The sequence below is a fragment of the Leisingera sp. NJS204 genome, from assembly GCF_004123675.1.
Taxonomy (GTDB): Bacteria; Pseudomonadota; Alphaproteobacteria; order Rhodobacterales; family Rhodobacteraceae; genus Leisingera.
Genome location: NZ_CP035417.1, coordinates 1,192,501 through 1,205,952 on the forward strand (window position 1 = coordinate 1,192,501; position 13,452 = coordinate 1,205,952).

The 13,452-nt window shown below is 62.6% G+C and carries 10 protein-coding genes and 1 pseudogene; 8 read left to right on the forward strand and 3 right to left on the reverse strand.

What is annotated here, in order from left to right:
* Nucleotides 1-1,842, forward strand: coding sequence for a peptidoglycan -binding protein (locus ETW24_RS05830; RefSeq protein WP_129370163.1), 1,842 nt, complete (start codon nucleotides 1-3; stop codon nucleotides 1,840-1,842).
* A 401-nt stretch (nucleotides 1,843-2,243) separates the two neighbouring features.
* On the opposite strand, the gene ETW24_RS05835 is transcribed toward ETW24_RS05830, so the two are convergent.
* From ETW24_RS05835 to gloB, 3 genes are all read right to left on the reverse strand, one after another.
* On the reverse strand, nucleotides 2,244-3,233 hold the full coding sequence (locus ETW24_RS05835; RefSeq protein ID WP_129370164.1) for a M23 family metallopeptidase: 990 nt from the start codon (nucleotides 3,231-3,233) through the stop codon (nucleotides 2,244-2,246).
* Nucleotides 3,233-5,557 carry an ATP-dependent Clp protease ATP-binding subunit ClpA gene (clpA, locus tag ETW24_RS05840; protein WP_129370165.1) on the reverse strand — a complete coding sequence of 775 codons (2,325 nt, stop codon included), beginning with the start codon at nucleotides 5,555-5,557 and terminating at the stop codon, nucleotides 3,233-3,235. The genes ETW24_RS05835 and clpA overlap by 1 nt, the downstream gene beginning before the upstream one ends.
* Before the next feature lie 177 nt (nucleotides 5,558-5,734).
* Nucleotides 5,735-6,508 carry a hydroxyacylglutathione hydrolase gene (gloB, locus tag ETW24_RS05845; RefSeq protein WP_129370166.1) on the reverse strand — a complete coding sequence of 258 codons (774 nt, stop codon included), beginning with the start codon at nucleotides 6,506-6,508 and terminating at the stop codon, nucleotides 5,735-5,737.
* A gap of 55 nt (nucleotides 6,509-6,563) precedes the next feature.
* On the opposite strand from gloB, the gene ETW24_RS05850 reads away from it, so the two are divergent.
* From ETW24_RS05850 to ETW24_RS25350, 7 genes and pseudogenes are all read left to right on the forward strand, one after another.
* On the forward strand, nucleotides 6,564-7,310 hold the full coding sequence (locus ETW24_RS05850; RefSeq protein WP_129370167.1) for a class I SAM-dependent methyltransferase: 747 nt from the start codon (nucleotides 6,564-6,566) through the stop codon (nucleotides 7,308-7,310).
* Between the two features lie 394 nt (nucleotides 7,311-7,704).
* A complete protein-coding gene (locus ETW24_RS05855; RefSeq protein WP_129370168.1) occupies nucleotides 7,705-8,265 on the forward strand; it encodes a F0F1 ATP synthase subunit delta in 561 nt (186 codons plus the stop codon).
* On the forward strand, nucleotides 8,266-9,804 hold the full coding sequence (gene atpA, locus ETW24_RS05860) for a F0F1 ATP synthase subunit alpha (RefSeq protein ID WP_129370169.1): 1,539 nt from the start codon (nucleotides 8,266-8,268) through the stop codon (nucleotides 9,802-9,804).
* Between the two features lie 15 nt (nucleotides 9,805-9,819).
* Complete coding sequence (locus ETW24_RS05865; protein ID WP_129370170.1) at nucleotides 9,820-10,701, forward strand: F0F1 ATP synthase subunit gamma; 882 nt, start codon at nucleotides 9,820-9,822, stop codon at nucleotides 10,699-10,701.
* 21 nt (nucleotides 10,702-10,722) lie between these two features.
* On the forward strand, nucleotides 10,723-12,147 hold the full coding sequence (gene atpD / locus ETW24_RS05870) for a F0F1 ATP synthase subunit beta (protein ID WP_129370171.1): 1,425 nt from the start codon (nucleotides 10,723-10,725) through the stop codon (nucleotides 12,145-12,147).
* A gap of 55 nt (nucleotides 12,148-12,202) precedes the next feature.
* A complete protein-coding gene (locus ETW24_RS05875) occupies nucleotides 12,203-12,616 on the forward strand; it encodes a F0F1 ATP synthase subunit epsilon (protein WP_129370172.1) in 414 nt (137 codons plus the stop codon).
* 525 nt (nucleotides 12,617-13,141) lie between these two features.
* Nucleotides 13,142-13,428 (forward strand): annotated as a pseudogene (locus tag ETW24_RS25350) (transposase); the annotation flags it as partial.
* Nucleotides 13,429-13,452: the final 24 nt, after the last annotated feature.

Consider the following 13,452-nt stretch of genomic DNA (forward strand, 5'->3'; position numbering starts at 1 on the left):
ATGGCCCTTTCCCGGCGCACAGGGCAGCGATTCCAAGCCTCGATCTGGCCGGGGTTTGTCGATGCGATGACCGGGCTTCTCTTGGTGCTGATGTTTGTTCTGACCATCTTTATGGTGGTGCAATTTGTCCTGCGTGAGACGATTACCGGCCAGGAAAGCCAGCTGGATGAGCTGTCTGCGGAGGTGAGCGCGCTGGCCTCGGCCCTGGGGCTGGAGGAGCGTGAGAACAGCCAGTTGAACGCCCGGCTTGGGGCGCTGACGTCAACCCTCAATACTGCTGAACAGGATCTGGATCAGGCGCGCAGCCTGATCACCTCCCTGACTGCGGACCGTGACCGGCAGGCAGGTGAACTGGCCGCGGCCGCCAGCCGGATCACCAGTTTTGAGGCACAGGTGGCGGCCCTGATCGCCAGCCGCGATGCCGCCCGGACACGGGTCGCGGATCTGAGCGCCGAACGCGCGGACCTGGAGGCCGCGCGCGCGGAATTGTTGGGTGAACAAGAGGCCCTGAACCTGGCCCTGTCGCAAGCCCGCGGCGAGATTGATCTGCAGGCGGAGGCCGCCCGGCTGGCGGCGGCACAGCGCGAGGCGATGGAAGCACTGATCGCCAGCCTTGAGGCCGAGGGCAGCGAGCAAACAACCCGGATTTCCGAATTGCAGGATCAGCTGGGCGATGAAGAAGCCGCCCGTCTGGTTGAGGCCGCCGCCGCCGAAGCCCTGCGGGACAGGCTGCAGAATGCCGACGCCGAACTCACAGCAATGACATTGGCCTTGGAGGCGCAACGCCAGGAGGCGGAGGATACGCTGACCCTGCTGGCCGCCGCTGAAACCGCCAGGACACAGCTGGACGCGCAACTGTCTGAACTGGAGGCCGCCCGCGCCGGATCTGATGCAGAGGCCGGGAAGCTGGCGGCAGAACTGGCCGAAGCCAAGGCCGCTTTGGCTGCTGCAGAGATCCAAGCCGGGGAGCTGGACGTTCTGCGTCAGCGGCTGCTTGCGGCTGTCACCGCACAGCAGAGCGCAGAGGGCAGCGCCACGGAGCAGTTGAGCCTGGCCGAAGAACGCGCAGCCCTATTGGCGCAGGCGCGTTCGGCCTTGTCTGAGGAACAGGTCATATCCGAAGAGGCCCGCCGTGAAACCGCGCTGCTGAACCAGCAGGTGGCGGCCCTGCGTGAACAGCTGGGCGGCCTGCAGGCCATTCTGGACGACTATCAGGGCCGGGATGCCGCCCAGCAGGTGCAGTTGCAGAACCTGGGCCAGGATCTGAACGCAGCACTGGCCCGTGCCGCCTCGGAAGAGCGCAAGCGGCGGCTGCTGGAAGAGCAGGAGCGCAAGCGGCTGGAAGCCGAAGCCGCGGCCCTCGCCAGCAAGGCGCAGGATCTGGAACGTTACCGTTCGGAGTTCTTTGGCCGGTTGCGGGATTTGCTGGGCACCCAAGAGGGTGTGCGCATCCAGGGCGACCGCTTCGTCTTTGCCTCCGAAGTGCTGTTTGCACCGGGCAGCGCCACTCTTTCACCTGCGGGGCGGGTCGAAATTGCCAAGGTGGTTTCAATTCTGCAAAGCGTCGTGGCAGCGATCCCGCAGGAGATTAACTGGGTTATCCGGGTGGATGGCCATACCGACACTTCGCCGTTGCTGGGACATCCGAAATTCACTGACAATTGGGAGCTTAGCCAGGGCCGGGCGCTTTCGGTGGTGCGTTATATGGTCGAGGCGCTTGGGGTGCCGCCGTCGCGGCTGGCGGCCAATGGGTTTGGCGAATATCAGCCGGTGAATCCGGCGGACACTGCCGAAGCGCGCGCCCAGAACCGGCGGATTGAGCTGAAGTTCACTGAAAAATAGGCGAAAACGCAGTTGAGGAGGAGGAGTATGTGCTGCGCCGGGTGCAACCGGTAAGCTGTGCGTTTTGCCAGCCCTTCGGTGGCCTGCAGGGTGCAACCCGCTTCACTAATGGAGACAAGCTACTAGTTACGCACGGGTTGCGGCCCCGCCGGGCAGCAGGGCCTCCTTAAATCTATTGCAAATTCGGGAGTTATCAAATCCTGGCACCGGAAAATGCAGCACAGATGCAGTCTCAGGATCCGCAGGCGAGGCCTCCCGCCCGGCACTGGCCGCCCAAGGGCAACCGTGCCCGTTGGGCCCGGCAGCGGCCAGGGCTTGCGCCCCGGCCGCTGCCGCCGCGTATCTGGTAAGGCCTGATACTTTGAACCCGGTCACTTTGAAGCGGAAAACTGTGGGGCCGGCTACTGGGAGGCGGGGTCTTCCGGCGGTGCGATCACCATGCTGCGGGTAAAACTGTCAACCTGCCGGCCGTCCCGCAATAGACGGGCCGTGCCGGTATAGGTGCCTGCCGGCCATTGCCCGCCGCGCAGGCGGCGGCCGGCAGCGCGGAAAAACTGGGCCTGATTTTTGTTCAGCCCTTCGCTGTGGGAGATAAGTTCGCCGCCGGGGCCTTCCACCGTCAGCTCAAGCTGGTCGCCTGCCAGACCGCCAAACGCGTAGGCCCAAAAAACAAACGCAGGTGCATCTGCAGCCAGCGGTGCGGCGTCCGCGGTGCCTGCCTTGATCGCACTGTATTCAGGGATCGCCGCGCTGAAACCGGCCCCCAGCACACCGCCCGCCTGATAGGCCGGCGGATCCGCCCAGAGTGTCTTACCGGCGGGGGTGCCGCAGCTTTCAAGGCTTTCCGGCGCAAAAGGATCCACCACCGCGCCATCCTTGCGCACAGACAAATGCAGATGCGGGAACTGGGTCTTGCCGGAAAGCCCGGCCTCGCCCAGGATATCGCCAGGCTTGACTTTCATGCCGCTTTTCACCCGGAGCGAGCCGCGCTTCATGTGGCAGTACTGGGTTTCCCACCCGTTGCCGTGGCGCAGGACCACCCCGTTGCCGCATTCCTTACCGTCAATCTCTGCCGCATTGTCATCGGTGGCATATTGGTCCGCCATGCCGTTGCGGGTTCCAAGGACAACACCGCCTGCCGCGGCACGCACCGCGACGCCGGCCTGCATGTCCGACAAGTAGGGCAGGGCGATATCCGTTCCCTTGTGGCCATCATAACTCAGCGTGCCGCAGGTGAAATCCGTGGCACCGGGGCCTGGATCGTGGTCGACGAACTGCTGAATGTGGCAGGTGCCGCCCAGGGTGCAGTCCAGCGGGAACTGCAAAAGAAAATCGCCCGCCGCGGCAGGCGCGGCGAGCGATATTGCGGTTATCAGCGCGGCAAGGCGCATCAATCTGCTGTCAGCAGCGGCGGCTTGTCACCGGATATCCGCGGCTTGCTTGGCCCTTCCAGGCGCAGTTCCAGTTTGCCGTCCTTGATGCCGACCTTGACGATACCGCCTTTGGTCAGCTTGCCGAACAACAGCTCCTCGGCCAGCGGTTTTTTGATGTGCTCCTGGATCACCCGGCCCAGAGGACGTGCGCCCATCCGGTCGTCATAGCCCTTGTCGGCCAGCCATTCCGCCGCCTTGCGGGTCAGCTCAATCGAAACATTGCGGTCCATCAGCTGGGCTTCCAGCTGCAGCACGAATTTCTCGACCACCTGCAGGATCACTTCTTTGCCGAGCGGTGCGAAGGAAATCACCGCATCCAGGCGGTTGCGGAATTCCGGTGTGAAGGTGCGCTCGATTGCGGCGGTGTCTTCACCCTCGCGGCGGTCGCGGCCAAAGCCGATAGCGGCCTTTGCCTGTTCCGACGCGCCGGCGTTGGAGGTCATGATCAGCACCACGTTGCGGAAATTCACCGTGCGGCCGTTGTGGTCGGTCAGCTGACCGTTGTCCATCACCTGCAGCAGGATGTTATAGACATCCGGATGCGCCTTTTCCATCTCGTCAAGCAGCAGCACGCAGTGCGGGTGCTGGTCGACGCCATCGGTCAACAGGCCGCCCTGGTCGAAGCCGACATAGCCCGGAGGCGCGCCGATCAGGCGGGAGACTGCGTGTTTCTCCATGTATTCGGACATGTCAAACCGCAGCAGTTCCACCCCAAGCGTATCCGCCAGCTGTTTGGCCACCTCGGTCTTGCCGACGCCGGTGGGGCCTGCAAACAGGTAGTTGCCAATGGGTTTTTCCGGCTCCCGCAGGCCTGCACGGGCCAGTTTGATCGCACTGGACAGGGCAGTAATGGCATCGTCCTGGCCAAAGACCACGCGTTTCAGCGATTTCTCCAGGTCTTTCAGCACTTCGGCATCGTCTTTCGACACGCTTTTCGGCGGGATGCGGGCGATCTTTGCCACCACGGCCTCGATCTCTTTGACGCCGATGGTTTTGCGGCGTTTGGATTCAATCACCAGATGCTGCGCGGCGCCGGCCTCGTCAATCACGTCGATGGCCTTGTCCGGCAGCTTGCGGTCGTTGATGTAACGGGCCGACAATTCCACCGCGGTCTTGATGGCGTCACCGGTGAACTTGATGCCGTGATGTTCCTCGAAATAGGGTTTCAGCCCCTTCAGGATCTCGATGGAATCTTCCACCGTCGGCTCGTTCACGTCGATTTTCTGGAACCGGCGGGCCAGCGCGCGGTCTTTCTCGAAATGCTGGCGGAACTCCTTGTACGTCGTGGAGCCCATGGTGCGCAGCTTGCCGCCTTGCAGCGCCGGTTTCAGCAGGTTGGAGGCATCCATGGCGCCGCCAGAGGTCGCGCCGGCCCCGATCACGGTGTGGATTTCGTCGATGAACAGCACCGCGTCCGGGTGGTCTTCCAGCTCGGTGACCACGGCTTTCAGACGTTCCTCAAAATCACCGCGGTAGCGGGTCCCGGCCAGCAGCGCGCCCATGTCGAGCGAATAAATGGTGGTCTGCGCCAGAATTTCCGGGGTTTCACCGGACACGATCCTGCGCGCAAGCCCCTCGGCAATTGCCGTTTTGCCAACGCCGGGGTCGCCCACGAGCAGCGGGTTGTTCTTGCGGCGGCGGCACAGCACCTGGATGCAGCGCTCCACCTCGTGGTCGCGGCCGATCAGCGGGTCGATGTCGCCGTCGCGGGATTTCGCATTCAGGTCGACGCAGTATTTCGCCAGCGCGCTTTCCTTCTTTTCGCCCTCAGGCGCGGCCGTGATGCTGTCTTCTTCCTGCTCGGTTGCGCCGGTGACCGGGCGGGGTTCCCCAAAGGCCGGGTCCTTTGCCACGCCATGGGCGATAAAGTTCACCGCGTCATAGCGGGTCATTTCCTGGTCCTGCAGGAAGTATGCCGCATCGCTTTCGCGTTCAGCAAAGATCGCCACCAGCACATTGGCGCCTGTCACTTCGGTGCGGCCTGAGCTTTGCACATGGATTGCGGCCCGCTGAATGACCCGCTGGAAGGCGGCGGTCGGCACCGCTTCGGATCCGTCGATGTCGGTGACCAGATTGGCAAGATCCTCATCCACGAATTCCACCAGCGAGGATCGCAATTCGGTCAGATCGACACTGCAGGCGCGCATCACACGGGCCGCGTCGGGCTCGTCGATCAGGGCCAGAAGCAGATGTTCCAGGGTTGCGAATTCATGACGGCGTTCATTCGCCAGCGCCAGCGCTGCGTGAATGGCCTGTTCCAGGGTGCTCGAGAATGAAGGCACGGGCGTGCTCCTCTGATCTTGGGTTGGCCGGATGGGGCGGTATTAACCAACCCCGCAGTTCAACCATGTGCTTATAAGGTTAGAGTTTGGTTGATAGCGCGCCAGCTTCAAGGGCTTTTCTTCAATTTGGGGTCACAATTATTTTCTCCCTGTTGCGCCCCGATACCCTTGATTTGGTCAAAAACTGTCTTTGCGCCGGCGGATTTCGGCAAAAACCTCAGCGTCTTCAGCATCTTCCATGCGAAGGTGCGCTCTCACGGCACTGTCACCGGCGCGTAGGAACGGATTGGTGTCAAGTTCCAGCTGCAAGGATGACGGAACCGTAGGCATGCCGTCGTTCCGGGCCTTTGCGATATCACGTATACGCGCCTGCAACGCCGGGTTGCCGGGGTCGGCGGTGACTGCAAAGGCACCGTTGGATTGGGTGTATTCATGTCCTGAATAAACGATAGTGTGCGGCGGCAGCGCGGCAAGCCGCGACAGGCTGGCCCACATCTGCTGCGGGCTGCCCTCGAACAGCCGCCCGCACCCCAGCGCCATCAGGCTGTCAGCGGTGAACACGGCATTTGAACCGGGCAGATAAAAGGCAATATGGCCAACGGTGTGACCCGAGACATCCATCACCTGCACCTCTTCGCCCAGCAGCGTGAAGCTGCCGCCGTCCTCAACGGCCATATCCAGATCCGGCAGCCGGTGGGCGTCGGCTGCAGCGCCGATCACCTTGGCGCCATAGGCTTCCTGCAGGTCGGCTACACCATCGGTATGGTCCCAGTGGTGATGGGTCAGCAGGATCCAGTCCAGCCCCCAGCCGCGCGCCGATAGCGCCGCCTTGATGGCGCCTGCTTCGGGCGCATCCACCAGCGCGGTCTCGCCTGATGCAGGATTGCGGATCAAAAAGGCATAGTTGTCCGACAGGCACGGCAGGGTGATGATCTCAAGAGGCATGGTCATTCGCCTTTACATTGCTAAACTGCGCCCAGATTGGCCGAAGCAGCAGGCACCCGCAATGCATCTTGATGTTCAGGATCTCAGGAACTTCTATTACCGCAGCACCCTGGGGCGTGCGGCGCAGGCGTCGATCCGCGGCCGTCTGCTGGATATCTGGCCAGGCACCGAAGGGCTGACGGTGGCGGGCTTCGGTTTTGCCGCGCCGCTGCTGCGTCCCTACCTGCCCGAGGCGCGCCGGGTGATGGCGCTGATGCCGGGGCCGCAGGGGGTGATGCAATGGCCCGCGGGGCTGCCCAATGTCTCGGTCCTGTGCGAGGAGACCAGCTGGCCCGTCGACACTGGCAGGATCGACCGGCTGGTAGTGATGCATGGTCTGGAGACCTCGGAGCGGCCAACAAAGCTGCTGGAAGAATGCTGGCGGGTGCTGGGTCCCGGCGGGCGGGCCATTTTCGTCGTGCCAAACCGGGCCGGGCTTTGGGCGCGGTCGGATCTGACCCCGTTCGGCTTTGGCCGCCCCTACACTCTGCGCCAGCTCGAAGGTCAGCTGCGCGAGCACCAATTCGCCATCGAACAGCACACCGCGGCGCTGTACCGGCTGCCCAGCCACAAACGGTTCTGGCTGAAATCCGGCGCGATGCTGGAAAAAATGGGCCGTAAACTGCCGGCGATGCTGGCCGGCGGCGTGTTCATGGTCGAGGTCAGCAAGCAGACCCACACACAGCGCGGCCACATGGTCGGCACCAAGGTCCGCAGCCGGATCCGGGTGCTCGAAGGTCTGTCCAACCCGATGCCGGAACCGGCCTGACGCGTCCGGGGCTGATCCGGCCCGTCTGTGGCTGATTTCGATTCCCTGAAACTGCGGGTTCGGCGCCCGGGGGCGCTGAAAAGACGGGTTCTGGTCCGATATGTGACGAAATCGGCCGCAAATGCCGCTTTCCGGAATCGCCAAATCCTGCAGTTCAGCCGCACTTTTTTATTTCTCGACTGTGGTCAAAGGGCCGCACTTGCCTTAAGTCGTTGAAAACGCTGTAAACATGCTTCTTCGAGTTGCCGTTTAGGCAGTTGATAGGTCGCATCCGCTCTGCTAGACCCACGCTGATTTCAACGCCCCGCTGCCAATGGGGGATGACTCACGCCCCCGGACGCCGCCTGTGGCCGGGTACGCCAACCGGGGCCAATAACATATCGGAAGGGTGGACGTGTCCGAACCAGCTTCGATTTCTGCAGGCATTGCCGCGCGCTATGCCACGGCGGTGTTCGACATCGCGCAAGAAAACAAGGCGCTCGACAGCCTTGAAACCAGCATCAATGACCTGGCAGCCGCGCTGGCTGACAGCGACGACCTCAACAGCCTGATCCAGTCGCCGCTGGTGTCGCGCGACGAGCAGGGCGCCGCAATCACTGCGGTGGCTGACAAGATGGGCCTGGATCCCGTCCTGCGCAATACCCTGGCTCTGATGGCCGACAAGCGCCGTCTGTTTGTGGTGCCCGCGCTGATCGACGCGCTGCGCGCCCGCCTGGCTGAAGCCCGCGGCGAAATCACCGCCGAGGTGGTGTCTGCCAAGGCGCTGACCAAGACCCAAAGCGAAAAGCTGGCCAAGACCCTGGCCGAGCGCGTGGGCAAGAAAGTTACCATCAATGCTTCCGTCGATGCCTCCATCATCGGCGGACTTGTCGTTAAAGTGGGCTCGAAGATGATCGACAGCTCGATCCGCTCCAAGCTCAACTCCCTACAGAATGCAATGAAAGAGGTCGGATAAATGGGTATCCAAGCAGCAGAGATTTCTGCGATCCTGAAAGACCAGATCAAGAATTTTGGTCAAGAAGCAGAAGTGGCTGAAATCGGCCGCGTGCTGTCCGTCGGTGACGGTATTGCCCGCGTTTACGGCCTCGACAATGTTCAGGCCGGTGAAATGGTCGAATTCCCCGGCGGCATCATGGGCATGGCGCTGAACCTGGAAAGCGACAACGTCGGTATCGTGATCTTCGGCTCCGACCGCGACATTAAAGAAGGCGACACCGTCAAGCGCACCAACTCCATCGTGGACGTGCCGATCGGCAACGGCCTGCTGGGCCGCGTTGTGGACGGCCTTGGCAACCCGCTGGACGGCAAGGGCCCGATCGAAGACGTGACCCGCGGTGTTGCGGATGTGAAGGCGCCGGGCATTATCCCGCGTAAATCGGTGCATGAGCCGATGGCGACCGGCCTCAAATCCGTTGACGCGATGATCCCGATCGGCCGCGGCCAGCGTGAGCTGATCATCGGCGACCGTCAGACCGGTAAAACCGCCGTGGCTCTGGATGCGATCCTGAACCAGAAATCCTACAACGACGCCGCCGGCGATGATGAGAGCAAGAAGCTGTACTGCGTTTACGTCGCGGTTGGCCAGAAGCGCTCCACCGTGGCCCAGCTGGTGAAGAAGCTGGAAGAAACCGGCGCGATGGAATACTCCATCGTTGTGGCTGCAACCGCATCCGACCCGGCGCCGCTGCAGTTCCTGGCACCCTATGCCGCAACCGCAATGGCGGAATTCTTCCGCGACAACGGCCGCCACGCGCTGATCATCTATGATGACCTGTCCAAACAGGCTGTTGCTTACCGCCAGATGTCGCTGCTGCTGCGCCGTCCGCCGGGCCGTGAAGCCTATCCGGGCGACGTTTTCTATCTGCACTCCCGCCTGCTGGAGCGTTCGGCCAAGCTGAACGAAGACTTCGGTGCCGGCTCGCTGACCGCGCTGCCGATCATTGAAACCCAGGGCGGCGACGTGTCGGCGTTTATTCCGACCAACGTGATCTCGATCACCGACGGCCAGATCTTCCTGGAAACCGAACTGTTCTACCAGGGCATCCGCCCCGCCGTGAACACCGGTCTGTCGGTTTCGCGTGTGGGTTCCTCGGCCCAGACCAAGGCGATGTCCTCGGTTGCCGGCCCGGTGAAACTGTCGCTGGCCCAGTACCGCGAAATGGCTGCGTTCGCGCAGTTCGGCTCCGACCTGGACGCCGCCACCCAGCAGCTGCTGGCCCGTGGCGCCCGTCTGACCGAGCTGATGAAGCAGGCCCAGTATTCGCCGCTGACCAACGCCGAAATCGTCTGCGTGATCTTTGCCGGCACCAACGGCTACCTCGACAAAGTCGACGTCAAGGACGTTGGCCGCTACGAGGAAGGCCTGCTCAGCCACCTGCGCGGCAAACATGCCGACCTGCTGGCGGACATCACCAACAACGATCGTAAGGTGAAGGACGAGCTGGCGGACAAGGTAAAGGCTGCGCTGGACGAGTTCGCCGCTAGCTTCGCTTAAGGGGAGGATAAGGCTATGCCGAACCTTAAGGACCTTAAAACCAGGATCGCGTCGGTCAAATCGACCCGCAAGATCACAAAAGCCATGCAGATGGTGGCCGCGGCGAAACTTCGCCGCGCCCAGGAAGCTGCCGAGGACTCCCGTCCCTATACCAAGCGGTTCAATGCCGTGATGGCAGGGCTGGCGGCCTCGGTCGGCGGCAGCGAGTCAGCTCCCAAGCTGCTTCGCGGCACCGGCAGCGACCAGACCCATCTGCTTGTCGTCATGACCGCCGAGCGCGGCCTGTGCGGCGGCTTCAACTCGAACATCGCCAAGCTTGCCCGCCAAAAAGCGGCCGAGCTGAAGGCTGCGGGCAAGACGGTCAAAGTACTGACCGTCGGCAAAAAGGGCCGTGACGCCCTGAAACGCGACCTGGGCGGTGACTTCGTCGGCCATGTGGACCTCAGCGAAGTCAAGCGCATCGGCTATGCCAATGCGCAGGGCGTCGCCAAGGACATCCTGACCCGGTTCGATGCTGGCGAATTCGACGTTGCCACGATCTACTTTGCGGAGTTCGTCAACGTTGTGACCCAGATCCCGACCGCCCAGCAGATCATCCCGGCCTCTTACGAGGGCGGCGAAGGCGACGCCGATGGCGCATCTGCGGTTTATGACTACGAGCCCGGCGAAGAGCAGATCCTTGCGGACCTGCTGCCGCGCGGCGTGGCTACGCAGATCTTCTCGGCACTGCTGGAAAACGGTGCATCCGAACAGGGTGCCCGGATGAGCGCGATGGACAACGCCACCCGCAACGCGGGCGACATGATCGACAAGCTGACGATCCAGTACAACCGCTCGCGCCAGGCCGTGATCACCAACGAGCTGATTGAAATCATTTCGGGCGCTGAGGCGCTCTAAGAGACAACCGGAGACCAACAAATGGCACAAGCAAAAGGTAAGGTGACCCAGATCATCGGCGCCGTTGTGGACGTCCAGTTTGACGACCACCTGCCCGCAATTCTGAACGCCCTGAACACTGAAAACGACGGTAAGACCCTGGTTCTGGAAGTATCCCAGCACCTCGGCGAAAACACCGTCCGCTGCATCGCAATGGACGCGACCGAAGGTCTGGTCCGCGGTCGCGAAGTAACCGACACCGGCGCACCGATCTCGATCCCGGTCGGCAACGCCACCCTGGGCCGCATCCTGAACGTTGTGGGCGAGCCCGTGGACGAAAAGGGCCCGGTGAACGCAACCGAGACCCGCGCGATCCACCAGCCCGCACCCGAGTTCAACGAACAGTCGACCGAGTCGGAAGTTCTGGTAACCGGCATCAAGGTCATCGACCTGCTGGCGCCTTACTCCAAAGGCGGCAAGATCGGCCTGTTCGGCGGCGCCGGCGTGGGCAAGACCGTTCTGATCATGGAACTGATCAACAACATCGCCAAAGTGCACTCGGGCTATTCCGTGTTCGCCGGTGTTGGCGAGCGGACCCGTGAAGGCAACGACCTGTACTGGGAAATGATCGAATCCAATGTGATCAAGCCGGACAACCTGGAAGAATCGCAGGTTGCTCTGGTCTACGGTCAGATGAACGAACCTCCGGGAGCCCGTGCCCGTGTTGCGCTGACCGGCCTGACCCTGGCCGAACAGTTCCGCGACCAGTCCGGCACCGACGTTCTGTTCTTCGTGGACAACATCTTCCGCTTCACTCAGGCGGGTTCGGAAGTGTCCGCACTGTTGGGCCGTATCCCGTCCGCTGTGGGCTACCAGCCGACACTGGCAACCGACATGGGTGCGATGCAGGAACGCATTACCTCCACCAAGAACGGCTCGATCACCTCGATCCAGGCGGTCTACGTGCCTGCGGATGACCTTACCGACCCGGCACCGGCAACCACCTTTGCCCACCTGGACGCGACCACCGTTCTCAACCGTGCGATCTCCGAGCTCGGCATCTACCCCGCTGTGGACCCGCTCGACTCCTCGTCGCGCCTGATGGACCCGCAGATCGTTGGCGAAGAGCACTACAAAGTGGCGTCCGACGTTCAGCAGATCCTCCAGCGCTACAAGTCGCTGCAGGACATCATCGCGATCCTCGGCATGGACGAACTGTCGGAAGAGGACAAGCTGACCGTTGCGCGTGCGCGTAAGATCCAGCGTTTCCTCTCGCAGCCGTTCGACGTGGCAAAAGTCTTCACCGGCTCTGACGGCGTTCAGGTTCAGCTGGAAGACACCATCTCGTCGTTCAAGGCTGTTGTGGCCGGCGAATACGACCACCTGCCCGAAGGCGCCTTCTACATGGTTGGCGGCATCGACGAAGTGATCGCCAAAGCCGAGAAGATGGCTGCGGAAGCCGCCTAAGACTGGAACTCCCCTGCGCGCAGCCCGTGCAGGGGAACCCTGAAAGGAGGCCCCAATGGCACAAACGATGCAATTCGACCTCGTGAGCCCCGAGCGGAGCCTTGCTTCGCTGCAGGCCAGCGCGGTCCAGATCCCCGGTGCGGAAGGCGACATGACGGCAATGCCGGCCCATGCGCCCACCATCACCACCCTGCGCCCCGGCGTGCTGAAGGTCGAAAGCCCGGAAGGCAATTCGGAGTATGTGGTGACCGGCGGCTTTGCGGAAATCGGCGGCGACAGCCTGTCGGTTCTGGCCGAGCGCGCGATTCCGATGGCGGAAATGACCCGCGATCAGATGGCCGCGCTGATTGAAGACGCCCGCGAGATGTACAAGACCGCAAAAGAGGAAGACCAGCCGCACGGGCTGGTCGAGGACGCAGCCAAGCTGCTCGCCGACATGGAAGCCCTGGGCACCCATATGTCCCTCTGATCCAACCCGCGGATTGGACGATTTAGAAACCGGCTCCTATTGGGGGCCGGTTTTTTTGGGGAAATGCTGTTTGGATAATCGCTTGGCGGTGCTGAGCGTTGAGGAGGCCGCGCGCACTCTCGAAGCGGCATCTGGTCCAGGGCTGAGATACCGGGCGGGGTTCAGTGTTGCCTATGGCGGCGGGCTCAGGGCAAGCGAGTTCACGCATCTGAAGGCCGGTGAAATCGTGCCGGATGCGCGTCTCGGGCACGACGCCGGAAGCGCGTCTCCGGCAAGGCGATGACCGCATGCTGATCCTGGCGCGCCGTGGCAAAGGCCGAAAGGACAGCCACGTGATGTTGGCGCCGGGCTTGCTGGATCTGCTGCGCGGCAATTACTGCAAAGCGCGCCCGGCCGGATGGTTGCTTCCGGGTCGATGCGATCCCGACGCAGAAATTCAACCGGGCCTTCGGGGCGGCTTGCGACTTTGCCGGGATCAAGAAAAAGGTCTCGCCCCGCACGTCGTGTCGAAGGCTCGCCTGCGACTTGCCGGCGGATGGCACCCGCTGGATCGCTTTTCGTCCCGGTTTTTTGCTGCCGGTGAAGGTTCAGCCGCGTCTGTTCCGGCGTTTGTTCCTCGAAGGGCTGGCCAGGCTGCACAAGGCGGGAAATCGACGTTCTTCGGCAATCTGTCAGAGCAGGCAGGCCTGGATACCTTCGGTGGCCATCCCGGGCCACTGCGCAAAGCCGGCTGGGCCGTGTCCGTCAAACCACCCTTCGGCGGCCCCGAAGCCGTGCCGGCCTGCCTCAGCCGCTGCACCCGCCGGGCCGCCAACTCCCAACGCCCAAATCCCGCG

Coding starts and splice junctions, on each gene's coding strand:
- ETW24_RS05850 (WP_129370167.1), top strand. CDS start 6,564: ATGCATCTTGATGTTCAGGATCTCAGGAACTTCTATTACCGCAGCACC.
- atpA (WP_129370169.1), top strand. CDS start 8,266: ATGGGTATCCAAGCAGCAGAGATTTCTGCGATCCTGAAAGACCAGATC.
- ETW24_RS05875 (WP_129370172.1), top strand. CDS start 12,203: ATGGCACAAACGATGCAATTCGACCTCGTGAGCCCCGAGCGGAGCCTT.
- atpD (WP_129370171.1), top strand. CDS start 10,723: ATGGCACAAGCAAAAGGTAAGGTGACCCAGATCATCGGCGCCGTTGTG.
- ETW24_RS05835 (WP_129370164.1), bottom strand. CDS start 3,233: ATGCGCCTTGCCGCGCTGATAACCGCAATATCGCTCGCCGCGCCTGCC.
- ETW24_RS05830 (WP_129370163.1), top strand. CDS start 1: ATGGCCCTTTCCCGGCGCACAGGGCAGCGATTCCAAGCCTCGATCTGG.
- ETW24_RS05865 (WP_129370170.1), top strand. CDS start 9,820: ATGCCGAACCTTAAGGACCTTAAAACCAGGATCGCGTCGGTCAAATCG.
- gloB (WP_129370166.1), bottom strand. CDS start 6,508: ATGACCATGCCTCTTGAGATCATCACCCTGCCGTGCCTGTCGGACAAC.